At 62.7% G+C, this 25,090-nt stretch carries 24 protein-coding genes and 1 other RNA gene; 22 read left to right on the forward strand and 3 right to left on the reverse strand.

What is annotated here, in order from left to right; genetic code table 11:
* The 6 genes from BEK68_RS15950 to BEK68_RS15975 all read left to right on the forward strand — a co-directional run.
* Window positions 1–273: transposase (locus tag BEK68_RS15950; RefSeq protein ID WP_139111360.1), on the forward strand; the 273-nt coding region annotated here is incomplete at its 5' end.
* A 90-nt stretch (window positions 274–363) separates the two neighbouring features.
* Window positions 364–2,151, forward strand: a complete 1,788-nt coding sequence (locus BEK68_RS15955) for an acyl-CoA dehydrogenase C-terminal domain-containing protein (protein WP_009239129.1) — start codon at window positions 364–366, stop codon at window positions 2,149–2,151.
* Between the two features lie 75 nt (window positions 2,152–2,226).
* Complete coding sequence (locus BEK68_RS15960) at window positions 2,227–4,707, forward strand: 3-hydroxyacyl-CoA dehydrogenase/enoyl-CoA hydratase family protein (RefSeq protein WP_009239128.1); 2,481 nt, start codon at window positions 2,227–2,229, stop codon at window positions 4,705–4,707.
* Window positions 4,708–4,740: 33 nt separating this feature from the next.
* Window positions 4,741–5,940 (forward strand): acetyl-CoA C-acyltransferase, encoded by a 1,200-nt coding sequence (locus BEK68_RS15965; protein ID WP_009239127.1) that lies wholly within the window; start codon window positions 4,741–4,743, stop codon window positions 5,938–5,940.
* A gap of 218 nt (window positions 5,941–6,158) precedes the next feature.
* Window positions 6,159–7,124: a DegV family protein gene (locus BEK68_RS15970; protein WP_009239126.1), complete on the forward strand. Its 966-nt coding sequence runs from the start codon at window positions 6,159–6,161 to the stop codon at window positions 7,122–7,124.
* A 26-nt stretch (window positions 7,125–7,150) separates the two neighbouring features.
* A complete protein-coding gene (locus BEK68_RS15975) occupies window positions 7,151–7,915 on the forward strand; it encodes an enoyl-CoA hydratase (protein WP_009239125.1) in 765 nt (254 codons plus the stop codon).
* A 65-nt stretch (window positions 7,916–7,980) separates the two neighbouring features.
* On the opposite strand, the gene BEK68_RS15980 is transcribed toward BEK68_RS15975, so the two are convergent.
* On the reverse strand, window positions 7,981–8,418 hold the full coding sequence (locus tag BEK68_RS15980) for an acyl-CoA thioesterase (RefSeq protein ID WP_004633219.1): 438 nt from the start codon (window positions 8,416–8,418) through the stop codon (window positions 7,981–7,983).
* A 91-nt stretch (window positions 8,419–8,509) separates the two neighbouring features.
* Between BEK68_RS15980 and BEK68_RS15985 the strand changes: the two genes are divergently transcribed.
* The 7 genes from BEK68_RS15985 to BEK68_RS16015 all read left to right on the forward strand — a co-directional run bounded on the left by BEK68_RS15985 (window position 8,510) and on the right by BEK68_RS16015 (window position 16,451).
* Window positions 8,510–10,348, forward strand: coding sequence for an ABCB family ABC transporter ATP-binding protein/permease (locus BEK68_RS15985; RefSeq protein WP_004633216.1), 1,839 nt, complete (start codon window positions 8,510–8,512; stop codon window positions 10,346–10,348).
* A 15-nt stretch (window positions 10,349–10,363) separates the two neighbouring features.
* Entirely contained in the window at window positions 10,364–11,308 is a 945-nt protein-coding gene (locus BEK68_RS15990) for a LysR substrate-binding domain-containing protein (protein WP_004633215.1), read from the forward strand.
* Window positions 11,309–11,459: 151 nt separating this feature from the next.
* The gene (locus BEK68_RS15995) at window positions 11,460–12,761 is read left to right on the forward strand and encodes a Glu/Leu/Phe/Val family dehydrogenase (protein ID WP_004633212.1); all 1,302 of its coding nucleotides are present in this window, start codon (window positions 11,460–11,462) and stop codon (window positions 12,759–12,761) included.
* A 521-nt stretch (window positions 12,762–13,282) separates the two neighbouring features.
* Window positions 13,283–14,191: a glutamate/aspartate ABC transporter substrate-binding protein gene (locus tag BEK68_RS16000; protein WP_004633211.1), complete on the forward strand. Its 909-nt coding sequence runs from the start codon at window positions 13,283–13,285 to the stop codon at window positions 14,189–14,191.
* 99 nt (window positions 14,192–14,290) lie between these two features.
* A complete protein-coding gene (locus tag BEK68_RS16005; protein ID WP_004633209.1) occupies window positions 14,291–15,019 on the forward strand; it encodes an amino acid ABC transporter permease in 729 nt (242 codons plus the stop codon).
* A gap of 17 nt (window positions 15,020–15,036) precedes the next feature.
* On the forward strand, window positions 15,037–15,720 hold the full coding sequence (gltK, locus tag BEK68_RS16010) for a glutamate/aspartate ABC transporter permease GltK (RefSeq protein ID WP_004633208.1): 684 nt from the start codon (window positions 15,037–15,039) through the stop codon (window positions 15,718–15,720).
* Complete coding sequence (locus BEK68_RS16015) at window positions 15,717–16,451, forward strand: amino acid ABC transporter ATP-binding protein (RefSeq protein WP_004633206.1); 735 nt, start codon at window positions 15,717–15,719, stop codon at window positions 16,449–16,451. Before gltK ends, BEK68_RS16015 begins: the two co-directional genes overlap by 4 nt.
* 189 nt (window positions 16,452–16,640) lie before the next feature.
* On the opposite strand, the gene BEK68_RS16020 is transcribed toward BEK68_RS16015, so the two are convergent.
* A complete protein-coding gene (locus BEK68_RS16020) occupies window positions 16,641–17,471 on the reverse strand; it encodes a class II glutamine amidotransferase (protein ID WP_004633204.1) in 831 nt (276 codons plus the stop codon).
* A gap of 158 nt (window positions 17,472–17,629) precedes the next feature.
* Here BEK68_RS16020 and BEK68_RS16025 point away from each other — a divergent pair, with 158 nt between their 5' ends.
* The 4 genes from BEK68_RS16025 to rnpB all read left to right on the forward strand — a co-directional run bounded on the left by BEK68_RS16025 (window position 17,630) and on the right by rnpB (window position 21,156).
* Window positions 17,630–18,928 carry a glycerate kinase type-2 family protein gene (locus tag BEK68_RS16025; RefSeq protein ID WP_009239124.1) on the forward strand — a complete coding sequence of 433 codons (1,299 nt, stop codon included), beginning with the start codon at window positions 17,630–17,632 and terminating at the stop codon, window positions 18,926–18,928.
* A gap of 33 nt (window positions 18,929–18,961) precedes the next feature.
* Entirely contained in the window at window positions 18,962–19,996 is a 1,035-nt protein-coding gene (pyrC, locus tag BEK68_RS16030) for a dihydroorotase (protein WP_004633200.1), read from the forward strand.
* 4 nt (window positions 19,997–20,000) lie between these two features.
* On the forward strand, window positions 20,001–20,801 hold the full coding sequence (locus tag BEK68_RS16035; RefSeq protein ID WP_009239123.1) for a DUF3025 domain-containing protein: 801 nt from the start codon (window positions 20,001–20,003) through the stop codon (window positions 20,799–20,801).
* A gap of 13 nt (window positions 20,802–20,814) precedes the next feature.
* Window positions 20,815–21,156: RNase P RNA component class A (gene rnpB, locus BEK68_RS16040), an RNA gene on the forward strand.
* Window positions 21,157–21,161: 5 nt separating this feature from the next.
* Here rnpB and BEK68_RS16045 read toward each other — a convergent pair.
* Window positions 21,162–21,608, reverse strand: coding sequence for an OsmC family protein (locus BEK68_RS16045; protein WP_004633197.1), 447 nt, complete (start codon window positions 21,606–21,608; stop codon window positions 21,162–21,164).
* A 700-nt stretch (window positions 21,609–22,308) separates the two neighbouring features.
* On the opposite strand from BEK68_RS16045, the gene rplM reads away from it, so the two are divergent.
* The 5 genes from rplM to erpA all read left to right on the forward strand — a co-directional run bounded on the left by rplM (window position 22,309) and on the right by erpA (window position 25,078).
* Entirely contained in the window at window positions 22,309–22,737 is a 429-nt protein-coding gene (gene rplM / locus BEK68_RS16050) for a 50S ribosomal protein L13 (protein ID WP_009239122.1), read from the forward strand.
* 12 nt (window positions 22,738–22,749) lie between these two features.
* Window positions 22,750–23,142: a 30S ribosomal protein S9 gene (gene rpsI, locus BEK68_RS16055; RefSeq protein ID WP_004633190.1), complete on the forward strand. Its 393-nt coding sequence runs from the start codon at window positions 22,750–22,752 to the stop codon at window positions 23,140–23,142.
* A gap of 231 nt (window positions 23,143–23,373) precedes the next feature.
* Complete coding sequence (locus tag BEK68_RS16060) at window positions 23,374–24,129, forward strand: DUF6776 family protein (protein WP_004633188.1); 756 nt, start codon at window positions 23,374–23,376, stop codon at window positions 24,127–24,129.
* Between the two features lie 43 nt (window positions 24,130–24,172).
* On the forward strand, window positions 24,173–24,577 hold the full coding sequence (locus BEK68_RS16065; RefSeq protein ID WP_004633186.1) for a bactofilin family protein: 405 nt from the start codon (window positions 24,173–24,175) through the stop codon (window positions 24,575–24,577).
* 126 nt (window positions 24,578–24,703) lie between these two features.
* Window positions 24,704–25,078: an iron-sulfur cluster insertion protein ErpA gene (gene erpA, locus BEK68_RS16070; RefSeq protein ID WP_004633183.1), complete on the forward strand. Its 375-nt coding sequence runs from the start codon at window positions 24,704–24,706 to the stop codon at window positions 25,076–25,078.
* Window positions 25,079–25,090 lie beyond the last annotated feature (12 nt).

A 25,090-nucleotide genomic window follows, 5' to 3' on the forward strand; every position in this document is an offset into this window, starting at 1 on the left:
TTTGCCGACCAGGGTTATACGGGCGAAGAACCAGCGCAAGCCGCGCGGGACGAAGGCATCGAATTGCAGGTCATCAAACTGCCAGAGGCGAAGAAAGGCTTTGTCCTGCTGCCACGCCGATGGGTCGTCGAGCGCAGTTTCGGATGGCTCAATCGGTTTCGAAGACTCGCACGCGACTACGAGCGCTTGCCTGAAACACTCGCCGGCTTGCATTTCGTCGTCTTTGCCATGCTCATGCTCGTTCACGCCGCACCTGTCGTCCAAAGTGCATAACACGCTCTAACAAACTCATTCAGTCTTACCGAACCTGACGCGGCCGTCGCACACCTAGCGGGTCGCGCAGCAACAACCAAGGAGCCCAAGATGGGTCAATACACCGCACCGTTGCGCGACATGCAGTTTGTCCTCCATGAGCTTCTCGGCGTCGAGAACCACTTGAAGGAGATGCCGCAGCACGCGGAGATCGATGCCGACACCATCAACCAGGTGATCGAGGAAGCGGGCAAGTTCTGCTCCGAAGTCATCTTCCCGCTCAACCAGTCCGGCGATCGCGAGGGCTGCACGTACCACGGCGACGGCGTGGTGACCGCTCCGAAGGGCTTCAAGGAGGCGTATCAACAGTACGTCGAGGCCGGCTGGCCCTCGCTGGGCTGCGATCCGGAATACGGCGGCCAAGGTCTGCCCATCCTGATCAACAACGCGCTGTACGAGATGCTGAATTCGGCCAACCAGGCCTGGACGATGTATCCGGGCCTGTCGCATGGCGCGTACGAAGCCCTGCACGCACACGGCACCGACGAGCTCAAGCAGCGTTACCTGCCGAAACTGGTGTCGGGCGTGTGGACCGGCACGATGTGTCTGACCGAGCCGCATTGCGGCACCGACCTGGGCATCCTGCGCACCAGGGCTGAACCGCTGGCCGATGGCTCGTATGCCATCACCGGCACGAAGATCTTCATCTCGGCGGGCGAGCACGACCTGGCCGAGAACATCATTCACCTGGTGCTGGCACGTCTGCCGGACGCGCCGGGCGGCACGAAGGGCATCTCGCTGTTCGTGGTGCCCAAGTTCATCCCCGATGCCAACGGCAACCCGGGCGAGCGCAACACCGTGAAGTGCGGCTCCATCGAACACAAGATGGGCATTCACGGCAACGCTACCTGCGTGATCAATCTGGACGGTGCGCGCGGTTGGATGGTCGGCGAGCCGAACAAGGGCCTGAACGCCATGTTCGTGATGATGAACGCCGCCCGTCTCGGCGTCGGCATGCAGAGCCTGGGCCTGACCGAAGTCGCGTACCAAAACTCCGCTGCCTACGCCAAGGAACGTCTGCAGATGCGCAGCCTGTCGGGCCCGAAGGCACCGGACAAGCCGGCCGACCCGATCATCGTGCACCCGGACGTGCGCCGCATGCTGCTGACGCAACGCGCCTTTGCCGAAGGCGGCCGTGCATTTAGCTACTGGATCGCCCTTCAGATCGACCGAGAGCTGTCGCACTCCGATGAGTCGGCGCGCAAGGACGCCGCCGACCTCGTCGCGCTGCTGACGCCGATCGCCAAGGCTTTCCTGAGCGACAACGCATTCATCTCCACCAACGAAGGCATGCAGGTATTCGGCGGCCACGGCTACATCGCCGAGTGGGGCATGGAGCAGTACGTGCGCGACGCCCGCATCAACATGATCTACGAAGGCACGAATACCGTGCAGTCGCTGGACCTGCTGGGCCGCAAGATCCTCGGCGACATGGGCGCCAAGATGAAGAAATTCGGCAAGCTGGTCCAGGACTTTGTGGAAGCCGAAGGCACCAACGAAGCCATGCAGGAATTCATCAACCCGCTGGCCGACATCGGTGACAAGGTCCAGAAGCTGACCATGGAAATCGGCATGAAGGCAATGGCCAACCCGGACGAAGTCGGCGCCGCCGCTGTGCCGTACCTGCGTGTGGTCGGCCATCTGGTGTTCTCGTACTTCTGGGCCCGCATGGCCAAGATCGCTCTGGAAAAGCAAGACAGTGGCGACTCGTTCTACAAGGTCAAGCTGGCGACGGCGCGCTTCTACTTTGCCAAGCTGCTGCCTGAGACCGCTTCGCAGATCCGCATGGCACGTGCCGGCGGCGCGACGCTGATGGCACTCGAAGCCGACCTGTTCTAACAGGCGCACTTACCCGGGGCGACGCGCAAAGACCGTCGCCCCGCTTGTCTCTTCCTCACCTCCCGCGAGGACACCATGACCCGCACTGAACTCCCCACCAGCGCGCAGCCGCAGGCCGGCCAGCGTTCCAATTTCCTCGTCCGGCGCGTTGCTGTGCTGGGCGCCGGCGTGATGGGGGCGCAGATTGCCGCGCACCTGATCAACGCCAAGGTTCCTGTCACGCTGTTTGATCTTCCGGCCAAGGAAGGCCCGAAGAGCGGCATCGCGCTGAAGGCCATTGAAAACCTGAAGAAGCTGTCGCCGGCGCCGCTCGGTATCAAGGATGACGCCAACCTGATCCAGGCGGCCAACTACGAAGACGACATCGAAAAGCTGCGCGATTGCGATCTCGTGATCGAAGCGATTGCCGAGCGCATGGACTGGAAGCACGACCTGTATAAGAAGGTCGCGCCGCACATCGCCCCGCATGCGATCTTTGCCTCCAACACGTCGGGTCTGTCGATCACCGAACTATCCGATGGCTTTGATGCCGAGCTGAAGTCGCGCTTCTGCGGCGTGCACTTCTTCAATCCGCCGCGCTACATGCACCTGGTCGAGCTGATCCCGACTGCCCACACGCGCGGCGACATTCTCGACAAGCTGGAAACGTTCCTGACCTCCGCGCTCGGCAAGGGCGTGGTGCGCGCGAAGGACACGCCCAACTTCATCGCCAACCGCGTCGGCATCTTCTCGATCCTGGCCGTATTTGCGGAGTCGGCCAAGTACGGCATTCCGTTCGACGTGGTCGATGACCTGACGGGCTCGAAGCTGGGCCGTGCCAAGTCAGCGACGTTCCGCACGGCGGACGTGGTGGGCCTGGACACGATGGCGCACGTCATCAAGACGATGCAGGACAACCTGAAGGAGGATCCGTTCGCTCCGGTCTACGCTACGCCGCCCGTGCTGGCCAAGCTGGTGGAGGCGGGCGCCCTGGGCCAGAAGGCCGGCGCCGGTTTCTACAAAAAGGAAGGCAAAGAAATCAAGGTGCTGGATCCGCAAAGCGGCCAGTACGGCCCAAGTGGCAAGAAGGCGGATGACATCGTTGTGCGCATCCTGAAGAAGGAGCCGGCCGAGCGTCTGAAGCTGCTGCGCGAATCGACCAACCCGCAGGCGCAGTTCCTGTGGGCTGTGTTCCGTGACGTGTTCCACTACATCGCCGTGTACCTGGAGCAAATTGCCGACTCCGCCGCGGAAGTGGATCTGGCGATCCGCTGGGGCTTCGGCTGGAACAGCGGCCCGTTCGAAGACTGGCAAGAGGCGGGCTGGAAGCAGGTGGCCGAGTGGGTGAAGGAAGACATCGAAGCCGGCAAGGCGCTGTCGAACGCAGCGCTGCCGCAGTGGGTGTTTTCCGGCCCAGTGGCGGACAACGGCGGTGTGCATTCGGCACAGGGTTCGTGGTCGGCCAAACAGGGCACGTTCCTGCAACGCAGCACGCTGCCGGTGTACGGCCGCCAGGTGTTCCGCGCACCCATCAAGGGTGCGACCACGGTCAATCCGCTCACGTATGGCAAGACCATCGAAGAGACCGACGCCGTGCGCATCTGGGTGGACGATGCGGCCGGCCAGGACGACGTGCTGGTCGTCTCGTTCAAGAGCAAGATGAATACGATCGGGCCGAGCGTCATCGACGGTCTGACGCGTGCCGTTGACCTGGCCGAAGCCGGCTATAAGGGTCTGGTGGTGTGGCAGCCGACGTCTCTCAAGCTGGGCGCGCCGGGCGGCCCGTTCTCCGCCGGTGCAAACCTCGAAGAAGCCATGCCCGCCTTTATGATGGGCGGCGCCAAGGGCATCGAGCCGTTCGTCAAGAAGTTTCAGGACGGCATGATGCGTGTGAAGTACGCCGGCGTGCCGGTCGTGTCGGCCGCATCGGGCATCGCACTGGGCGGCGGCTGCGAACTGCTGCTGCACTCGGCCAAGCGTGTGGCTGCGCTGGAGACGTACATCGGTCTCGTGGAAGTGGGCGTGGGCCTGGTGCCGGCAGGTGGCGGCCTGAAGGAAGCGGCCTTGGCCGCTGCCAAGGCTGCGCAGGCAGCGGGCAGCACGAACATCCTGCAGTTCCTGACCAACCGCTTCCAGGCTGCGGCTATGGCCAAGGTGTCGTCTTCCGCGCTGGACGCGCAGAAGATCGGCTACCTGCAACCGACCGACACGATTGTGTTCAACGTGCACGAATTGCTGCACGTTGCGCGCAATGAAGTGCGCGCGCTGTCCGACTCGGGCTACCGCGCGCCGCTGCGTCCGGTGGGCATTCCGGTGGCAGGTCGTTCGGGTATCGCGACGATCAAGGCGTCGCTGGTGAACATGCGTGACGGCGGCTTCATCTCGCAGCACGACTTCACGATTGCCTCGCGCATCGCTGAAGCCGTGTGCGGCGGTGACGTCGAAGCCGGCGCGCTGGTGGATGAAGAATGGCTGCTGGCGCTGGAGCGCAAGGCCTTCGTGGACCTGCTCGGCAGCGCCAAGACCCAGGAACGCATCATGGGCATGCTGCAGACCGGCAAGCCGGTGCGTAACTAATCGCCGCGACGACAGAGAAACAGGAGTTTCATCATGACCAAGCAATTGCAAGACGCCTATATCGTCGCAGCGACGCGTTCCCCGATCGGCAAGGCGCCCAAGGGCACGCTCAAGAACCTGCGCCCGGATGACCTGCTGGCGACCATCCTCAAGAGTGCTGTCGCCCAGGTGCCGAACCTGGACCCGGCGTTGATCGAAGACGCCATCGTCGGCTGTGCGATTCCGGAAGCGCAGCAGGGCCTGAACGTGGCGCGTATCGGCGCGCTGCTGGCCGGCCTGCCCAACTCTGTGGGCGGTGTAACCGTCAACCGCTTCTGCGCCTCTGGCCTGACCGCCGTGGCCATGGCGGCTGACCGCATCCGGGTGGGCGAATCCGACGTGATGATCGCCGCCGGTGTCGAATCGATGAGCATGGTGCCGATGATGGGCAACTCGCCGTCAATGTCGCCGGAGATTTTCACGCGCGACGAGAACGTCGGCATCGCCTACGGCATGGGCCTGACGGCGGAGAAGGTCGCCCAGCAATGGAAGATCTCGCGCGAGGCGCAGGACGCCTTCTCGCTGGCTTCGCACCAGAAGGCGCTGGCCGCGCAGCAAGCCGGCGAGTTCAAGGACGAGATCACCCCGATCGAGATCATCGAGAAGTTCCCGAACCTGGGTACGGGCGCAATCGACATCAGGACGCGCACGATGTCGCTGGATGAAGGCCCGCGTGCCGATACGTCGGTCGAAGGCCTGGGCAAGCTGCGCGCCGTGTTCGCGAATAAGGGCAGCGTGACGGCCGGCAATAGCTCGCAGACGTCGGACGGCTCGGGCGCGTTGATCCTGGTGTCGGAGAAGATCCTCAAGCAGTTCAACCTGGTGCCGCTGGCGCGCTTTGTGTCGTTTGCGGTGCGCGGTGTGCCGCCGGAGATCATGGGGATTGGTCCGAAGGAAGCGATTCCTGCCGCGCTGAAGGCGGGCGGCCTGACGCAGGACCAGATCGACTGGATCGAGCTGAACGAAGCGTTCGCCGCGCAGTCTCTGGCCGTGATCCAGGACCTGGGCCTGGACACCAGCAAGATCAACCCGCTGGGTGGCGCGATCGCGCTGGGCCACCCGCTGGGCGCCACCGGTGCCATTCGTGCGGCCACGGTGGTGCACGGCCTGCGCCGTCGCAACCAGAAGTACGGCATGGTGACGATGTGCGTCGGCACCGGCATGGGCGCTGCGGGCATTTTCGAACGCATGTGACCCCACGTCAGGGGGAAGGATTAAGTTCTTCCCCCTGCTTGTAAATCGCCCGTCTCAACACGCATGATTGCGCAGGCGCGCGCAGTACTACATCAACAAGCGCGCCGAAGAACGCAGCCGGCACCTAGCCGGCATCGCGACAGAAGCGGAACCATGATTCCGCAACAGAGGAGACACACCACCGGGCCACCGGCGGTGCACCAAGAGGAGGGCGTGCGATGGGCAACACTATCGGCGACACAATCGTATTGACCGACGCGGCATGCGATATGCCACGCTCGATGATCGATCAACTGGGGTTGGGCGTGGTGCCGTTCCGCATTCGTGCGGGCGAATTGTTTGTAGAAGACCGCCGCGACGAGGCGGCGCTGCCGCAGCTTTATCGCAAATACCTCGTCGACAAGCAGGATCACTATGCCGAATCGATTCCGCTGCTCGAACGCGAGATTGAAGACTTCCTGCTCAAGCACGTGGTCACGCAGCACGACCGTGCCTTGCTGCTGACGATTGCCAGCTCGCGCAGTCATTTCTACAGCCACGCAACCGGCGCGGTGGTGGGCACCACGGCCAAGAGCTTCAAGCCACGCAAGGATGCGGGCCGCTCAGGGCTGTTCGAGTTGACGGTGGTCGATACCGGCGCCATTGGCCCGGGCCAAGCGCTGATGGTGCATGAAGCAGCACGCATGTTGCGGGAAGGCGCAGAGGTGCGTGACGTGGTGCACGTGATCGAGAATCGCCTGCGCGATGCCTCACACGTCTATCTCGTGCCCGATGAGTTGCTGTACATGTACACGCGCGCCAAGCAGAAGGGCGAGAAGAGCATCACCTGGGGGCGCTACATGATGGGCACGGCCTTCAACGTGCGGCCGCTCATTCATATGCACCGCGGCGACACCGAAGCCATCGCCAAGGTGCGCGGCTCCGACGAGGGAATTCGCCGCCTGCTCGCGCACACCGAAACCATGATTACCGAGGAGCGTCTGGCCACGCCGGTGGTGGCGATCACGTATTCCGGTTCGCTCGATACCGTGCGCCGCATGGAGCCGGTGCAAGCGTTGATGCGAACCGCACAGGAGCACGGCGTGGAAGTGCTGCTCGCGCCGATGAGCCTGACCGTGGCGTTGAACGTGGGGGCCAACGCGTTCTCCGTCGGTTATCTATCTGATTCGCCTGTGCCGATTTAGCCGCGCAGGCTTCACCTGGAGTTTTCATGTCGATTCGTACCGAGACCGCAGACGGCGTCCTGACGCTGACCTTTGATCGTCTGGACCGCAAGAACGCCATCACGGCCGCGATGTATCAAACGTTGGCCGATGCCCTGGTGGCTGCCGAAACCGATCCCGCCATCCGCGTGATTGTGCTGGCCGGCCACGAGAGCGTGTTCACGGCGGGCAACGATCTCGAAGACTTCATGAAGAATCCGCCCAAGGACGAGAGCGCCCCTGTGCACCAGTTCCTGCGAGCGATCAGCACAGCGAGCAAGCCGTTGATCGCCTCCGTGAGCGGCGCGGCTGTCGGCGTGGGTACGACCATGCTGCTGCATTGCGACCTCGTCTACGCATCCGAGACGGCCAAGCTGTCGATGCCATTCGCGCAGCTGGGCCTCTGCCCTGAAGCCGCATCGAGCTTGCTGCTGCCGCAGCTGGCCGGCTACCACCGCGCGGCGGACAAGCTGCTCTTCGGCGAGCCGTTCGACGCGAACGAAGCGCGCGAGCTGGGGCTGGTCAATCGCGTGCTGCCGGCTGGCGAGCTGGATGCCTTCGTGCGTACGCAGGCGCGCAAGCTGACGCTGCTGCCGCCCGCATCGCTGCGCGCCACCAAGCGCCTGATGAAGGAGGGCGCCACGCCGCAGATCGCCGAGCGCATGTCGGTGGAAGGCAAGCAATTTGGGGAAATGCTGCGTGCCCCCGAGGCGCGCGAGGCGTTCACGGCGTTCTTCGAAAAGCGCCGCCCGGATTTCTCCAAGTTCAACTGAGCGAATCGTTCACCTGCAAAAGAAAACCCGGCGCGAAGCCGGGTTTTTTCTTGGCCGTTGCCCCTTCAGAGCGGCGGCAGCACGCGCGGCTTGCGAGTCTCGTCGGTCGCCACGTAGGTGAGGGTGGCTTCCGTCACCTTGACGGTGGCGTGGCGACCGCTGGCGTGCATGCGTTGCGCATAGACCTCCACATCCACGGTGATCGACGTGCGCCCCGTCTTGACCACGTTAGCGTAGAAGCTCACCAGATCGCCCACGTACACAGGTTGCTTGAAGACAAACGAGTTGACCGCGATCGTGGCGACACGGCCGTTGGCGCGTACCACGGCTGGGATCGACCCGGCAATGTCCACCTGCGACATGATCCAGCCGCCAAACACATCACCGTGGACGTTGGCGTCGGACGGCATGGGCATCACGCGCACGGCGGGCTGCTTGTCGGCGGGCAGCGTGACGGTTTCGGTGGCGGCATGGGTATCGGACATGATGATGCAGGGCAGCATTGAGGCGGGAGGGAGGGCCCACCAGCGCGCCTGGGGCGCGCGCAGGTGATCGGTGGGAGAATACACAATCCGCCATTTTATTGCACCGCACATGCGCCGCTTTCCCGCCTCTTCCGAACCGCCTCCGCCGGGGGCTGCCCGCGGCGACTGGCGCACCATCAAGAGCCTGCTGCCGTATCTACTGGCCTACAAGTGGCGGGTGGCGCTGGCACTGTCGTTTCTGATCGCGGCCAAGGTGGCAAACCTCGGTGTGCCGATGGTCATGAAGCGGCTGATCGATGCCATGAACGTGTCGCCGTCCGACCCGCGCGCGCTGCTGGTTGTGCCGGTGGGCATCATCATTGGTTACGGGCTGCTGCGGCTGTCGACGTCGCTGTTCTCGGAGCTGCGCGAAATCCTGTTCGCGAAGGTCACGGAGAGTTCGGTGCGCACGCTCGCACTGCAGGTGTTCCGCCATCTGCACGCGCTGTCGCTGCGCTTTCATCTGGAGCGCCAGACCGGCGGCATGAGCCGCGACATCGAGCGCGGCACACGCGGCATCCAGTCGCTCATCTCGTATTCGCTGTACAGCATCCTGCCGACGCTGGTGGAAGTCGGCCTCGTCATCACGTATTTCTTCGTGAAGTACGACGTGTGGTTCGCGCTCATCACGTTTTGCGCGCTGGTCAGCTACATCGTGTTTACGGTGACGGTGACGAACTGGCGCACGCACTTCCGCCGCAAGATGAACGAGCTGGATTCGCGCGCCAACCAGAAGGCGATCGATTCGCTGCTGAACTTTGAAACGGTCAAGTACTTCGGCAACGAAGACTACGAAGCACGTCGCTACGACGAGAACCTGAAGCACTACCGCGCCGCAGCCATCCGCTCGCAGAATTCTTTGTCGGTGCTGAACTTCGGCCAGCAGCTCATTGTGGCCACGGCGCTCATCCTGATCCTGTATCGCGCCACGCAAGGTGTGGCGGCGGGGCACATGACGCTGGGCGACCTCGTGCTGGTCAACACGCTGATGCTGCAGATCTACATTCCGCTCAACTTCCTGGGCGTGATCTACCGCGAGCTGAAGCAGGCCGTGACCGACATGGACCGCATGTTCAACCTGCTGCAGACCAACCGCGAAGTCGCCGACAAGCCCGACGCTCCGCCGCTGACGGTGCATGCGGGCGAAGTGCGCTTCGCGCATGTCGACTTCAGCTACGAAGCCAATCGCCAGATCCTGTTCGATGTGGATTTCACGATTCCGGCCGGCACGACCACCGCCGTCGTTGGGCAGAGCGGCTCGGGCAAGTCGACCCTGGCGCGCCTGCTGTTCCGCTTCTATGACGTGAAGTCGGGCGCTATCCAGATCGACGGTCAGGACCTGCGCGATGTCACGCAATCGAGCGTGCGCGCTGCCATCGGCATCGTTCCGCAAGACACGGTGCTCTTCAACGACAGCATCTACTACAACATTGCTTACGGCCGCCCGGATGCGAGCCGCGAAGAGGTGATTGAAGCCGCCCGCGCGGCGCAGATTCACCACTTTGTCGAATCGCTGCCCGACGGCTACGAGACGCAAGTCGGCGAGCGCGGCCTGAAGCTCTCCGGCGGCGAGAAGCAGCGTGTGGCGATTGCACGCACCTTGCTCAAGCGCCCGCCGATTCTCGTGTTTGACGAAGCGACGTCTGCGCTCGACTCGCGCACCGAGCACGCCATCCAGGAAGAGCTGATGCGCCTGGCGCAGAACCACACCACGCTGGTCGTTGCGCACCGGTTGTCGACCATCGTCCGTGCGCACCAGATTCTGGTGATGGAGCACGGTCGCATCATCGAGCGAGGCACGCATGAATCGTTGTTGCGTGCGGAAGGCCGTTACGCGCAGATGTGGCGCATGCAGGCACGCGAGCCAGAGCGCGTTGCCGAAGAAGCAGAAGACGCCCGAGCAGGTTGAGGGAGAGGCAATCCGATGGAACTCAAATGGCTGGAAGACTTCATCAGCCTGGCCGAGACGCGCAGCTTTTCGCGCTCGGCCGAGCTGCGGCACGTGACGCAGCCGGCGTTTTCGCGGCGCATTCAATCCCTCGAGGCCTGGCTCGGCAATGAGCTGATCGACCGATCAAGCTACCCAACACGCCTGACGCCCGCCGGAGAGGTCTTCTACGAACAGGCTTTGGCGATGCTCGCCCAGGTGAGTGAGACGCGCGCACTGATGCGCGGCCAGCGTCCGGCCAGTGCGTCGACGATCGACTTTGCCGTGCCGCATACGCTATCGCTGACGTTCTTCCCCGGCTGGCTCGCGCAGGTGGAAGAGAAGATCGGCAAGCTGCAATGCAGGCTGCGCGCGCTCAATGTGCACGATGCGGTGATGACGCTGGTGGAGGGCGGCTGCGATCTCGTGATGGTCTATCACCACGCGCGGCAGATGATCCAGCTCGACCCCACGCGCTACGACATGCTGGTGCTGGGCACCGAGCGGCTTTCGCCGTTCTCCAAGCCCGATGCCAGCGGGCGGCCGATCTATCGACTCGTTCCCACCGCACGCAAACCCATCGCCTACCTGAGCTATACGCCCAATGCCTTTCTCGGGCGCATGGTGGATGTGCTGCTGGAAAACTCGCCGGTGGCGCCGCTGCTCGACAAGTGCTACGAAACCGACATGGCCGAGGCGCTCAAGGTGATGGCGCTGGCGGGCCATGGCGTGGCCTTCCTGCCCGAGAGTGCGGTGCGTGAGGATGTGGCAGCGGGTCGCCTCGTGCGCGCGGAAGGCAAGGGCGGCGGTACGTTGTCGATCGAGATGGAAATCCGGCTTTACCGTGAGCACCCCCAGAGCGGCGCACACGACCGTCGGCACCCCCAGTCCAAGCGCAAACGCGAGCTGATCGACACGCTGTGGAGCGCGCTGGCGGGCTGAACGGGCCATCGAATTCGTCCCCGGGGTTATGCGTTCAATGCATAACCCGATGTAAAAATGGCATTGGATTTCGTTCCGGGCGGTCCCTAAGCTGGCGGGCATTTTGTGGGACTTGAAGGGCCTTACCGAGGCCCAAAAAAGGAAGACAGCCATGTCCAATGTCGCATCTCCGTCGACACTCCAGCACGCCATCCCGTCCTATCTGCCGGCCGACAATCTCGGCCCGTGGGGCATCTATCTGCAGCAGGTCGATCGGGTTACCCCCTACCTCGGCTCGCTTGCACGTTGGGTTGAAACGCTCAAGCGCCCGAAGCGCGCGCTGATCGTCGACGTGCCGATCCAGATGGACGACGGCCGCATCGCCCACTTCGAGGGCTATCGCGTGCAGCACAACACGTCGCGCGGCCCGGGCAAGGGCGGCGTGCGTTTCCACCAGGACGTGACGCTGTCGGAAGTGATGGCGTTGTCTGCCTGGATGTCGGTGAAGAATGCGGCCGTGAATGTGCCGTACGGTGGTGCCAAGGGTGGTATCCGCGTCGACCCGCGCAAGCTGTCTTCCGGCGAACTTGAACGCCTGACGCGCCGCTACACGAGCGAGATCGGCATCATCATCGGCCCGAACAAGGACATTCCGGCCCCGGACGTGAACACCAACGCGCAGATCATGGCGTGGATGATGGACACGTACTCCATGAACGAAGGCTCCACCGCCACTGGCGTGGTGACCGGCAAGCCGATCGCACTGGGCGGCAGCCTGGGCCGTCGCGAAGCCACTGGCCGCGGCGTGTTCGTGGTCGGCAGCGAAGCCGCACGCAACCTCGGGATCGACGTCAAGGGCGCGCGCGTGGTGGTGCAGGGTTTCGGCAACGTGGGCAGCGTGGCAGCCAAGCTGTTCCACGACGCTGGTGCCAAGGTCATTGCCGTGCAAGACCACAAGGGCATTGTGTTCAACGGCAACGGCCTGGATGTCGACGCGCTCATCAAGCACGTTGACCACAATGGCAGCGTGGCCGGCTTTGCTGCAGAGGCCGTCTCGCAAGACGACTTCTGGGCGCTGGACTGCGAATTCCTGATCCCGGCCGCGCTGGAAGGCCAGATCACTGCCAAGAACGCGCCTCATATCAAGGCAAAGATTGTCGTGGAAGGTGCAAACGGCCCGACGACGCCCGAGGCGGACGACATCCTGCGCGACCGGGGCATCCTGGTCTGCCCGGACGTGATCGCCAACGCTGGCGGCGTAACGGTCAGCTATTTCGAATGGGTGCAGGATTTCTCGAGCTTCTTCTGGACCGAAGACGAGATCAACCAGCGTCTGGTACGGATCATGCAAGACGCCTTCCGTGGCGTCTGGCAAGTGGCGCAGGACAACAAGGTTACTCTGCGTACGGCGGCGTTCATCATCGCCTGTACGCGGATTCTGCAGGCCCGCCAAGAGCGCGGTCTGTACCCCTGATCGGCAACGCGCTGGTCAATACCGGCGCGGTGCTCCAACAGGGTGCTGCACCGGTCTATCGCGTTGCTGCCGATCAGGCGGCCATGCGCGACGGTTGAAGAAAGCCGGTGCTCATGGGGCGAACCATAACGTTCCGGAGCACCGCACCATGAGAAGGGCGATGGCATCAACGTCGTCCTTCCCATCTCAAGTCGGGTTCGTTAAGCGACAGAGAGCGCACATCGGGCGGGCTTTATTTCCCCTTGTTTTTCCTTAGCAACTGGCGGCCATCCGCTCAAGCAACCGGGCCTGCGTGCCGATGTTGCAGAGCGTTGCCGTGCATGGCGCTGCGCGTCTTGTCCGGTTTTTCGGAAAAGCACAACGCAAGGTATCCGGTTGCTCGGAAAACGCGGTTGCGGCAGGGTCCGCGCCGGAGGAAAAACTCCGTTGGATTCAACGATTTAGTGGCAACACCAATACTGTCGCCAAACGTTTTTTGGTACAGTCCCGTCTTTCTCTTTCATGGTCAAAAGGAGACTTTCATGAACCTCGCCAAGCTGGCAACCGTGGTTGCTGCCGTTGGTGTCGCCGTTGGTGCGTTCGGCAGCGCTGCCCACGCAGAAGAGCTGACTGGTACGCTCAAGAAGATCAAAGACACCGGCACCATCACGCTGGGCGTGCGCGATTCGTCGATTCCGTTCAGCTACAACGTCGGCGGTGTCCGCACGATCGGCTATTCGTACGACGTCGCCACCAAGATTGCCGAGGACGTGAAGAAGCAGCTCGGCCTGAAGGACCTGAAGGTCAACGAGATCCCGGTCACTTCGCAGAACCGCATCACGCTGCTGCAGAACGGCACCATCGATCTGGAGTGCGGTTCGACCACGAACAACCTCGAGCGTCAGAAGCAGGCATCGTTCACGAACACCATCTTCATCATCGGCACGCGCATCATGGTGAAGAAGGATTCGGGCGTCAAAGATTGGGCAGACCTGAAGGGCAAGAACGTCGTGACCACCGCCGGTACGACTTCGGAACGCCTGCTGCGCAAGATGAACGATGAGAAGCAGATGGGCATGAACATCATCAGCACGAAGGACCACGGCCAGTCGTTCCTGACGCTGGAATCGGGCCGCGCTGTTGCGTTCATGATGGACGACGCCCTGCTGTACGGCGAGCGCGCCAAGGCCAAGAACCCGGCTGAGTGGGTGGTCGTGGCCAAGCCGCAATCGCGCGAAGCCTACGGCTGTATGGTTCGCAAGGACGACAAGCCGTTCAAGGCCCTGGCCGACAAGACGATCGCCGGCATGATGAAGGACGGCACGATCAACGCCGAATACAAGAAGTGGTTCGAGCAGCCGGTTCCGCCCAAGGGCGTGAATATGGAGTTCCCGCTGTCGGACGACATGAAGGCGCTGATCAAGAACCCGAACGACAAGGCTCTTGACTGATCGGCTCCCTCAACGGGCCTGATACAAGCGTCACCGAAACGGAAGGCAAAGGCCGGTTAACAGGTCTTCTCCCTTCCGTTTCTTTTTGAGGGAACCATCATGAATTACCACTGGAACTGGGGCGTCTTCTTTACGGAAGCCGCCCAGAATCAGACCTATCTGGACTGGCTGCTGGCGGGGTTGAAGACCACCGTCGTGCTCGGCCTGTCTTCCTGGATCATCGCGCTCGTCATCGGCTCCGTGCTGGGCGTGCTGCGTACGGTGCCGAACAAGTGGCTGTCGGGCCTTGCCGCAGCGTACGTGGAAGTGTTCCGCAACATTCCGCTGATCGTGCAGCTCTTCATCTGGTACTTCGTCATGCCAGAACTCGTGCCGGGCGGCGACTACATTAAACAGATGAACCCCGCCACGGCGATGTTCCTGTCCGCGATGCTGTGCCTCGGTACCTTTACCGCGGCGCGTGTGTGCGAACAGGTGCGCTCGGGTATCAATTCGCTGCCGCGCGGCCAGCGCAACGCAGGCCTGGCGATGGGCTTCACGCTTGCACAGACGTATCGCTACGTGATGTTGCCGATGTCGTTCCGCATCATCGTGCCGCCGCTTACGTCGGAGTTTCTGAATATCTTCAAGAACTCTGCCGTGGCCTCGACGATCGGCTTGCTTGAGCTTGCCGCACAAGGCCGCCAGTTGGTCGACTACACCGCACAGCCGTACGAATCGTTCATCGCCGTGACGCTGATGTACATGCTGATCAACCTGACCGTTATGGGCCTCATGCGCTGGGTGGAAGCACGTTCCCGGCTGCCTGGCTTTATCGGTGGCAAGTAATCGGGCGAGGACTCTTCATGGCTTATCAATTCGATTTCTCGTCCATCAACGTCGACAACATGCGCGTGCTCGGCGAGGGCATGCTCCTTTCGCTCGAGATCACAGGCACGGCCATCCTGGTCGGCATCGTGTGGGGCACGCTGCTGGCGATGATGCGCCTGTCGGGCATCAAGCCGCTGCAGGTGTTCGGGCAGGCGTACGTGAACCTCTTCCGGTCCATCCCGCTGGTGATGGTGCTGCTGTGGTTCTTCCTGATCGTGCCGCAGGTACTGCAGAAAATCTTCAACCTGTCGCCGGCCACCGACATGCGCATGACGTCCGCGCTGGTCGCCTTCGCGCTGTTTGAAGCGGCGTATTACTCGGAGATCATCCGCGCCGGTATCCAGAGCGTCTCGCGCGGGCAGATGTTCGCCGCCTACGCGATGGGTATGACGTACGGCCAGGCCATGCGCCTGGTGATCCTGCCGCAGGCATTCCGCAACATGATTCCGTTGCTGCTCACCCAGGCCATCGTCCTGTTCCAGGATACGTCGCTGGTGTATGTGAGCGCGCTGTCGGACTTCTTTACGCAGGCATACAACATCGGTGAGCGCGACGGCCGTATCGTCGAGCTGCTGCTGTTTGCCGGCTTGTGCTATTTCGTGATCTGCTTCGGCGCCTCCGTGCTGGTGAAGCGACTTCAGAAGAAGGTGACCCAATGATCGAGATCAAGAACGTTTCCAAGTGGTACGGCAGCTTCCAGGTGCTGACCGACTGCACCACCAGCGTGAAGAAGAGCGAGGTGGTGGTGGTGTGCGGCCCGTCGGGTTCCGGCAAGTCCACGCTGATCAAGACCGTCAACGCGCTGGAGCCGTTCCAGAAGGGCGAAATCTTCGTCGACGGCACTTCGGTCGGCGCCAAGGGCACCAACCTGCCGAAGCTGCGTTCGCGCGTGGGCATGGTGTTCCAGAACTTCGAGCTGTTTCCGCACCTCTCGATTACCGAGAACCTGACGATTGCACAGCAGAAGGTGCTGGGCCGCTCGAAAGAAGAGGCCATGGCCAAGGGCCTGAAGTATCTGGATCGCGTGGGTCTGAAGGCGCACGCTGCCAAGTACCCGGGCCAGCTGTCGGGCGGTCAGCAGCAGCGGGTGGCAATCGCCCGTGCGCTGTCGATGGACCCGATCTGCATGCTGTTCGACGAGCCGACCTCCGCGCTGGACCCGGAAATGGTCAATGAAGTGCTCGACGTGATGGTGGAGCTGGCCAAGGAAGGCATGACCATGATGTGCGTGACCCACGAAATGGGCTTCGCTCGCAAGGTCGCCAATCGCGTGATCTTCATGGACCAGGGCCGCATCGTTGAAGACTGCGAGAAGGAAGAGTTCTTCGGCAACATCGACGCGCGTTCCGATCGCGCCAAGCAGTTCCTGTCGAAGATCCTGTCGCACTGAAAATCGCTTCACGATCCTACTGCGCGACCCGATCTTGGCCCTGCGATGCTCGCCGTACCCATGTACGGCTGCGCTTCTCGGACCAACCTCGGGCCGCTCGCTACGGATTGTGAACCGATTTAAGCGCCGGGTTGGAGGCAACAAAAAGCCGCTCTTTCAGGAGCGGCTTTTTGTTGGGCGATGATCATGTCAGGTGCAAGCCGTATTGGCCGCGTTGGCGATCTGCACGGCTTCCGGAATCGGCACCTTGGTCGCCATCGTGGCTTGGCCCGATTCGAACATCAGCAGCTCGCCCGGCGCGAATTGCGTCCAGACTTCGTTGTCGGTGAGCGGTGCGGTGGCGATGACAGCCACGCGATCGGCGGGCGTGGTGTATTTGGCGAAGTCGATCGTCATGTCGGCGTCGATCAAATGCGCCGTCGAGAACGGCCACTGCCGCACGATGTAATACAGCCGCGTTGAGCAATGCGCGAACTGCGCCTGCCCGTTGCAGAGCAAGAAATTGAACACACCGTAGCGGGTGATTTCCTTGGTGATGTCGGACAGCGCGTAGAACAGCTCGTTAAGCGGTGGCTGCGACCCCGGAAAGCGCTTGCGCAGCGCCTGCATGATGAAACAGAAGGCGAGTTCGCTGTCGGTATCGCCCACGGGCTGGTAGACGCCCGAGAGAAACGGCGAGAAGTTCTTCAGGTCGCCGTTGTGCGCAAAGATCCAATGCCGGCCCCACAGCTCCCGCATGAACGGGTGGCAGTTTTCCAGCCGCACCGTGCCCTGCGTCGCCTTGCGGATGTGCGAGATGACGTTCTTGGACTTGATCGGGTAGCGCTTGACCAGTTCCGCCACCGGCGAGGTGCCGGCCGACTGATTGTCGATGAACAGGCGGCAGGCCTTGTCTTCGAAGAAGGCGACGCCAAAGCCGTCGGCATGGTGGTCGGTGACGCCACCGCGCGCGGCGAACCCGGTGAACGAGAACGTCACATCGGTCGGTTCGGCGCAGTTCATGCCCAGCAGCTGGCACATGGTAGGGGAAAAGTCGGATGCAATAAAATAACCATTATCCTGCCGGCTGCCGGGGGTGCCAAGCGCCTTCGTCTTCACGGCGCCGCGCCCCGCTGCCGGGCGTTGCGCACATGCCGCACACCATCGCCCCCAGATTGCCCACACCGGACGTCATCCCCATGAAGCTCGATCGCACCGCCGCCCGTGCCCTCCTGCTGGAGAGCTACGCCGCCGCCGTGGGCGCGGCGGACCCACTGAAGATCGTCGCTGACTTCCTCCCCCCGCCGCATGCCGGCGGCAAGACGCTCGTGGTCGGCGCCGGCAAGGCGGCTGCCTCGATGGCGCTGGCCGTCGAGCAGGCCTATGCCGGCCGCGCAAAGATCGAAGGCCTGGTCATCACGCGTTATGCGCATGGCCTGCCGACCGAGCACATCCGCGTTATCGAAGCCGGACACCCGGTGCCGGACGAGGCGGGCGAACAGGCGGCGCAGGAAATCCTGGATCGGGTTTGCGCGCTCACCGAGCGCGACCGCCTGATCGTGCTGGTTTCGGGTGGCGGCTCCAGCCTGCTGTCGTTGCCCGCCGAGGGCATCCCGATGGGCGATCTGAAAGACGTGACGCGCGAGTTGCTGCGCTGCGGCGCTCCGATCACCGACATGAACATCGTGCGCAAGCATTTGTCGCGCATTCAAGGCGGGCGGCTTGCCGCCGCTTCGCGCGCGCCGGCCACGACGCTGATCGTCTCCGACGTGGCGGGCGACGATCCAAGCGCCATTGCCAGCGGCCCGACCGTGCCGGATGCGAGCACCTACGCCGATGCGCTGGCCATCATCAAGCGTTGGGGTGCGCAGATACCCGATACCGTGCACGCGCACCTCGAACGTGGCGCACGCGGCGAGATTGCCGAAACGCCCAAACCCGGCGACGCCTGTTTTGCACGCGTGACCAACCACGTCATCGCCACTGCGCAACAGAGTTTGCAGGCCGGCGCGCAGGTATTTGCGACGCGTGGCATCCACACCGCCATCCTCGGCGACACGGTGACCGGCGAGGCGCGTGAGGTCGCCCAGGTGTACGGCGCGCTGGCGAGGCAGGTGCGCCAGCACGGCACGCCGTTTGTGGCGCCGGTGGCACTCATCTCCGGTGGCGAATGCACGGTGACGATTCCGCCGGGCGTGACCGGCGGCCGCGGCGGGCGCTGCGCGGAGTTCCTGCTCTCGCTCGGTGTCACGCTCGAAGACATGGGTGATATCTACGCACTGGCCGCCGATACAGACGGCATCGATGGATCGGAGGACAATGCGGGTGCGCTGCTTGACCCCGGCTCCATCGCGCGCGCCGCCGCCAAGGGCGTTGCCGCCCGCGCCGCGCTCGATGCACACGACGCCTACGGTTTCTTTGCTGCCGCCGATGACTTGATCGTCACCGGCCCGACGCGCACCAACGTCAACGACTACCGCGTCATCCTCATTCTCTGATTCACGTTTTTGCTGACCGCTTCCGCACGCACCATGACCGACACTCTTACGATCGTCCGCCCCGATGACTGGCACCTGCACCTGCGCGACGGCGATGCGCTCGCCGATGTGGTGGGCGACACCGCGCGCCAGTTCGGCCGGGCGATCATCATGCCTAACCTCAAGCCGCCGGTGACCACCACCGCCCAGGCACGCGCCTACCGCGAGCGCATCCTCGCCGCGTTGCCCGCAGGCACGCAGTTCGAGCCGCTGATGACGCTGTACCTGACCGACAACACTTCGCCTGAGGTCATCCGGGAGGCCCGCGCCAGCGGTTTCATCCATGGCGTGAAGCTGTATCCGGCCGGTGCCACCACCAACAGCGATGCCGGCGTGACCGACCTGCGCCGCTGCGCCAAGACGCTCGAAGCGATGCAGGAAGTCGGCATGCCGCTGCTCGTGCACGGCGAGGTGACGGACCCGACCGTCGACATCTTCGATCGCGAGGCGGTCTTCATCGACACCGTGATGCTGCCGCTGCGCCGCGATTTCCCCGCGCTCAAGGTCGTGTTCGAGCACATCACCACCAAGCATGCCGCCGAATACGTGCGCGATGCGGAAGGCCCGGTTGGCGCAACCATCACCGCGCATCATCTGCTGTACAACCGCAATGCGCTGTTCGTCGGCGGCATCCGCCCGCATTACTACTGCCTGCCGGTGCTCAAGCGTGAAACGCACCGCCTGGCGCTGGTGGCAGCGGCCACCTCGGGCCACCCGCGCTTCTTCCTCGGTACCGACAGCGCACCGCACGCCAAGGGTGTGAAGGAACACGCTTGCGGCTGCGCCGGCTGCTACACCGCGCTGCACGCGATGGAGCTGTACGCCGAGGCCTTTGAAGACGCCAACGCGCTCGACAAGCTCGAAGGTTTCGCGAGCCTCCACGGGCCGGACTTCTACGGCCTGCCGCGCAACGCCGGCACGCTCACGCTTACGCGCTCGCAATGGCAGCTTCCCGCCGAAGTCCCGTTTGGCGAGCAGACGCTGGTGCCGTTGCGTGGCGGCGAGATGCTGCGCTGGAAGTCTGTCTGAGTTGGTGGCCGCTGATCTCGGTGCGATCGACTGGGGCCATCCGGCGTTCGCACCGCTCGCTGCAGTCGGCGCGCCGCTCGCAGACGCTATCGCGCGCGGCGCCGATCTTCGAGACGCACTGAATGCACAGCCGGCGGCTCAAGCGATCCGCACGTGCAGCGGCCATGCCGTGCGCTTCGTCCCGCAAGATGCACTGCCGGCCGGCACCGCTTATGAAGCAAACATCGCCGCCACCGGCGAGGTGCCGACGCGGGACAATCTCCACGACTTTTTCAACGCCCTGATCTGGCTGCATTGGCCGCGTGCCAAAGCGGCGCTCAACGCGCGTCAGGCGCGGGCGATTACGCAGGACGGGATTGGCACGGCACGCGGCACCGTCCGCGATGCCGCCACGTTGTTCGACGAAAACGCCCTGATCTTCCTGCACACCCAAGACGCGCCGGAGCGCTATCTGACCGGGTTCGACTGGCGCGGCTTGTTCGTCGAGGGCAGGGCAACGTGGGGCGCAACGTGCGCGGTTCTGCCGTTCGGCCATGCGGTATTGGAAAAGCTGGTCGCGCCTTACAAGTCGATCACGGCCCATGCGTGGCCGGTGCGCGTGGCTGCGTTGCCGGCGGAGCGCCCCTCGCTCGACGCTGCACTGGCCGAGACGCTGCTGCACGCCGATCTCGCGCCCCGCCATTTCCGCCCGTTGCCCGTCATGGGTATACCCGGTTGGTGCAATGCCAATGAAGACGCCGGCTTCTATCTGGATACGACGGTCTTTCGGCTCGGCCGGCGGCGCTTCGTACCTGAACAGTGCTAGACTCGCGCCTCGCGAAGCGGACCAGACAATCGCTGCTTTCGCCGCCTCGTGCGAGCGGAAGGGGAGGAAAGTCCGGACTCCATAGAGCAGGGTGATGGCTAACGACCATCCACGGTGACGTGCGGAATAGGGCCACAGAGACGAGTCTTCGCCCGGGCTTCGGCCAGGGCGAAGGGTGAAACGCGGTAACCTCCACCCGGAGCAATCCCAAGTAAGCAGGCGATGAAGCGGCTCGCTGAGTCTGCGGGTAGGGAGCTTGAGCCGGCTGGCAACAGCCGGTCTAGAGGAATGGTTGTCACGCCGCTGGTTTCGGCCACGCGGCGCACAGAATCCGGCTTATCGGTCCGCTTCGCTTCTTATTTATTCCGATGCCGTCGGCTGGGTGGCCAGGTCCACCAGTTCCAACGAGTGCGTGATCTCGGCCGTCTTGGCCAGCATGATCGATGCCGAGCAGTATTTCTCGTGCGACAGCTGCACGGCACGCTCTACCGTTTCCCGCTTCAGGTTGCGTCCCGTCACCGTGAAGGTGAAGTGGATGCGCGTGAAGACCTTCGGATCGGTCTCGGCGCGGTCGGCGTGCAGCTTGACGCTGCAGCCTTGCACGTCCTGGCGACCCCGCTTCAGGATCAGCACCACGTCATAGGCGGTGCAGCCACCGGTGCCCAGTAAGACCATTTCCATCGGGCGCGGTGCGAGGTTGCGGCCACCGCCGTCCGGGGCCCCATCCATCGTGACGAGGTGGCCGCTGCCGGTTTCCGCCAAAAAGGCCATGCCATCCGGGCCGGTCCAGCTCACAGTGCAATCCATGTCCAATCCTTGTGCAGAGGGTCGGCCAGCGCCGACGAAAAGCCACATTGTAGCCATCGGCCCTCGCCTGCGTTGGCCCCCCTAGGGTGAACGCGGCTTGACAGTGATGCCCGTGCGAAAAGGTGCAACCCGCGACTTCTGCACCGAAATCGCGCCGAAATTGGAAGAATATCTCTAGTGAACAGCAATCTGCTTCGCAGGAAATGAACGCAAGGTATTGATGCATATAGGAATTTACCTGTTTTCCCTGATCTCATTTGCTTTTCACATTACGAAATTAGATTTCGTAGTGCAAATTGCCTTGCGCATGCCCCAGAAATGGGTATAATTCGCACCATTGGATCGGCTGATGCGGTGCAACCCACCAAGTCAACGATCAGCAGGTGTCTCCTCCACCCTCCTCCTTTGGTGGATTCAAACCCAAGCTTGATGGCTTGGGTTTTTTTTCGTCCACTCGACTCGAGCGCCCCTTTTTCTTGTGTCAAGAGGTCTGCGCGGGGTACAATTGAAATCTTTTCCGGATTGCCCGCGGAAAAGAAATCCAGAGAGCCCGCACCAACAAGCGGGAAGGCGGGCCGGCGATGACCTCGCATGGGGTTGCGCAGGCGTCCGCAAGACGATCCGTTCGTGAGCAGTCTGAACGCAAGTTCTCAGCGCGATACGGGTCCACTCGGGCACTGACTCAATATTTGGAAAAATCATGAAGACCTTTTCCGCAAAGCCCCATGAGGTGAAGCGCGATTGGTACGTGATTGACGCGACGGACAAGGTCCTCGGGCGTGTCGCCAGCGAAGTGGCACACCGACTGCGCGGCAAGCACAAGCCCGAATTCACTCCGCACGTCGATACCGGCGATTTCATCATCGTCATCAACGCAGCCAAGCTGCGTGTGACGGGCGCCAAGACGACCGACAAGAAGTACTATCGCCACTCGGGTTACCCGGGCGGTATCTATGAAACGACGTTTGGCAAGATGCAGCAGCGTTTCCCGGGCCGCGCCCTGGAGAAGGCTGTGAAGGGCATGCTGCCGAAGGGTCCGCTGGGCTACGCGATGATCAAGAAGCTGAAGGTTTACGCCGAAGGCTCGCATCCGCACGAAGCTCAGCAGCCGAAAGCGCTGGAAATCTAAGGGGCCTAATCCATGATCGGAAACTGGAACTATGGCACCGGCCGCCGCAAGAGCGCTGTGGCACGTGTCTTCATCAAGTCCGGCAAGGGCGACATCATCGTCAACGGCAAGGCCATCAACGAGTACTTCGCTCGTGAAACCTCGCTGATGATCGTGCGTCAGCCGCTGGAACTGACCAACCACGCAGCTACGTTCGACATCAAGGTGAACGTGGTCGGCGGCGGTGAAACCGGCCAAGCCGGTGCTGTGCGTCACGGCATCACTCGCGCCCTGATCGATTACGATGCGACGCTCAAGCCCGCCCTGTCGAAGGCCGGTCTGGTGACGCGCGATGCACGTGAAGTCGAGCGTAAGAAGGTTGGTCTGCGCAAGGCCCGCCGCGCCAAGCAGTTCTCGAAGCGTTAATCCGCTTCCTGCTGCTTCAGCAAAAAACCACACCCTCGGGTGTGGTTTTTTGTTTTGGAGCGTTCGAACCAAACAGTGTGATGTTTTCGGCGCCTTGCTTACCCTTTGCAACAGCTCCGACATGTCCGCAGGACTACAATTCACATCTCGTTAGCGTTCGCCCCGTATGATGCAATCCGCTATTTCTCCTAATCCGATTCTGATTCGTAACGCGGGTCAGGAGGCGGGCGCATGAAGGCGCGTCGCTTGTTGCGCCGCGCTTCCGTGCTCGCTCCGAACGTCACAGTACGTTCGCGTCTGCCTTGGCCGGTGACGGTGTTGCTGGTTGCAGTGGTACTTGGGCTTGCGGCCGCAGCGGCGCTGTGGGCCTTCGAGGAAGGGCGCCGTCTGACCGGTCCGCACGACGCCGATTTGCGTGCAATGAACCGCGAGCTGACCGCCAGGCTGGCCGCCGTGCAGGCCGAACGCGATAAGCTTTCTGCATCCGCCGGCACCGTGGATGCCCGTCTGGGTATCGCTGAAGGCGCTCAGGCGCAAATGGCCGAGCAACTCAAGGCGCTGGAAACCGAAAACGCGCAGTTGAAGGAAGATCTGGCTTTCTTTGACAGCCTGTTGCCCGCGCCCACCAATTCCGCGGGCATTTACGTGCGCAGCTTCCGCATCGCGCCGGACGAGGCGCAACCGACGCGCATGCGGTTCCGCGTTCTGTTGATGCAGGGCGGGGGCAAGGCGTTCGCACCCGTCTCCGAATTCGAGGGGCAATTGGCGCTCACGCTCAACGTGGTGCAGGCTGGCAAACCTGCTACGATCGATTTCCCGGGCGCTGCGGCCAGCGGATCACCCGCCACCAGCGCCCGCGTCAAGCTCACGCACTACCAGCGCCTCGAGGGCTGGGTGGACGTGCCCCCGGGCACCACGGTGCAGTCGGTGATGGTGAAAGTGCTGCAGAACGGCAAGATCAAAGCGAGCCAGAGTTTTTCCATCTGACGGGCATTGTCCTGTCGAGGATCTGTACACAGAGGAGTCGACGATGCTGTTTGGCAAAAAGAAAGGGCTGGCGATTGAAACGCTACTGGGGGCCCGTACCAAGCTGGAGGGGGATCTGCGCTTTTCGGGCGGTCTGCGGATCGACGGTGAGATCAAGGGCAACATTTACGGCGATCCGGACAAGCCAAGCATGCTGGTGATTACCGACAGCGCACGCGTTGAGGGCGAAGTGCATGTTGGGCACCTGATCCTGAACGGCACGGTCGTTGGCCCCGTGCACGTGGCAGAACTGTTGGAGTTGCAGCCGAAGGCGCGCATCGAAGGCAACGTCCAATATGCAGCGCTGGAAATGCACCAAGGTGCCGTTGTTATGGGCACGTTGACGCACGCGACGCCTGGCGATGTGAAGTTGCTGCCCAATCTCAAGCTGGCGTCCAACCAGGATTGATCACATCCCGCGCCGGCCGTTGCTGGCGCACCGCACAATGCCCACTTGAAACGCGGGGCTTCGGCACGATTTGCAGCTTGCGCTTAAAATACAGGCAAGTTTTAGACGTTCCCACAGGAGATTTTCATGAACGCAGTCGCGCAGGCAGCCACGCCCGATGTGAACGAGGTTCCGGCTCCGCTGGTCTTTACCGACAGCGCTGCGGACAAGGTCAAGCAACTGATTGAAGAGGAAGGCAACCCGGAGTTGAAGCTGCGCGTGTTCGTGCAAGGCGGCGGGTGCTCGGGCTTCCAGTACGGCTTCACCTTTGACGAAGAGACCAACGAAGACGATACGACCATGACCAAGAATGGCGTGTCACTCTTGATCGACTCGATGAGCTACCAGTATCTGGTGGGCGCCGAGATCGACTACAAGGAAGACATCAACGGCGCGCAATTCGTCATCAAGAACCCGAATGCTTCGACCACGTGTGGTTGCGGCTCGTCGTTCTCGGTCTGACGTCTCCCTCGC

Source organism: Ralstonia pickettii, assembly GCF_001699815.1.
In the GTDB taxonomy this organism is placed as follows: domain Bacteria; phylum Pseudomonadota; class Gammaproteobacteria; order Burkholderiales; family Burkholderiaceae; genus Ralstonia; species Ralstonia thomasii.

What these genes read in the sequence shown, in the direction of transcription:
- BEK68_RS15955 (WP_009239129.1), top strand. Translation starts at nt 364, where the DNA reads ATGGGTCAATACACCGCACCGTTGCGCGACATGCAGTTTGTCCTCCAT.
- BEK68_RS15960 (WP_009239128.1), top strand. Translation starts at nt 2,227, where the DNA reads ATGACCCGCACTGAACTCCCCACCAGCGCGCAGCCGCAGGCCGGCCAG.
- BEK68_RS15965 (WP_009239127.1), top strand. Translation starts at nt 4,741, where the DNA reads ATGACCAAGCAATTGCAAGACGCCTATATCGTCGCAGCGACGCGTTCC.
- BEK68_RS15970 (WP_009239126.1), top strand. Translation starts at nt 6,159, where the DNA reads ATGGGCAACACTATCGGCGACACAATCGTATTGACCGACGCGGCATGC.
- BEK68_RS15975 (WP_009239125.1), top strand. Translation starts at nt 7,151, where the DNA reads ATGTCGATTCGTACCGAGACCGCAGACGGCGTCCTGACGCTGACCTTT.
- BEK68_RS15980 (WP_004633219.1), bottom strand. Translation starts at nt 8,418, where the DNA reads ATGCTGCCCTGCATCATCATGTCCGATACCCATGCCGCCACCGAAACC.
- BEK68_RS15985 (WP_004633216.1), top strand. Translation starts at nt 8,510, where the DNA reads ATGCGCCGCTTTCCCGCCTCTTCCGAACCGCCTCCGCCGGGGGCTGCC.
- BEK68_RS15990 (WP_004633215.1), top strand. Translation starts at nt 10,364, where the DNA reads ATGGAACTCAAATGGCTGGAAGACTTCATCAGCCTGGCCGAGACGCGC.
- BEK68_RS15995 (WP_004633212.1), top strand. Translation starts at nt 11,460, where the DNA reads ATGTCCAATGTCGCATCTCCGTCGACACTCCAGCACGCCATCCCGTCC.
- BEK68_RS16000 (WP_004633211.1), top strand. Translation starts at nt 13,283, where the DNA reads ATGAACCTCGCCAAGCTGGCAACCGTGGTTGCTGCCGTTGGTGTCGCC.
- BEK68_RS16005 (WP_004633209.1), top strand. Translation starts at nt 14,291, where the DNA reads ATGAATTACCACTGGAACTGGGGCGTCTTCTTTACGGAAGCCGCCCAG.
- gltK (WP_004633208.1), top strand. Translation starts at nt 15,037, where the DNA reads ATGGCTTATCAATTCGATTTCTCGTCCATCAACGTCGACAACATGCGC.
- BEK68_RS16015 (WP_004633206.1), top strand. Translation starts at nt 15,717, where the DNA reads ATGATCGAGATCAAGAACGTTTCCAAGTGGTACGGCAGCTTCCAGGTG.
- BEK68_RS16020 (WP_004633204.1), bottom strand. Translation starts at nt 17,471, where the DNA reads ATGTGCCAGCTGCTGGGCATGAACTGCGCCGAACCGACCGATGTGACG.
- BEK68_RS16025 (WP_009239124.1), top strand. Translation starts at nt 17,630, where the DNA reads ATGAAGCTCGATCGCACCGCCGCCCGTGCCCTCCTGCTGGAGAGCTAC.
- pyrC (WP_004633200.1), top strand. Translation starts at nt 18,962, where the DNA reads ATGACCGACACTCTTACGATCGTCCGCCCCGATGACTGGCACCTGCAC.
- BEK68_RS16045 (WP_004633197.1), bottom strand. Translation starts at nt 21,608, where the DNA reads ATGGATTGCACTGTGAGCTGGACCGGCCCGGATGGCATGGCCTTTTTG.
- rplM (WP_009239122.1), top strand. Translation starts at nt 22,309, where the DNA reads ATGAAGACCTTTTCCGCAAAGCCCCATGAGGTGAAGCGCGATTGGTAC.
- rpsI (WP_004633190.1), top strand. Translation starts at nt 22,750, where the DNA reads ATGATCGGAAACTGGAACTATGGCACCGGCCGCCGCAAGAGCGCTGTG.
- BEK68_RS16060 (WP_004633188.1), top strand. Translation starts at nt 23,374, where the DNA reads ATGAAGGCGCGTCGCTTGTTGCGCCGCGCTTCCGTGCTCGCTCCGAAC.
- BEK68_RS16065 (WP_004633186.1), top strand. Translation starts at nt 24,173, where the DNA reads ATGCTGTTTGGCAAAAAGAAAGGGCTGGCGATTGAAACGCTACTGGGG.
- erpA (WP_004633183.1), top strand. Translation starts at nt 24,704, where the DNA reads ATGAACGCAGTCGCGCAGGCAGCCACGCCCGATGTGAACGAGGTTCCG.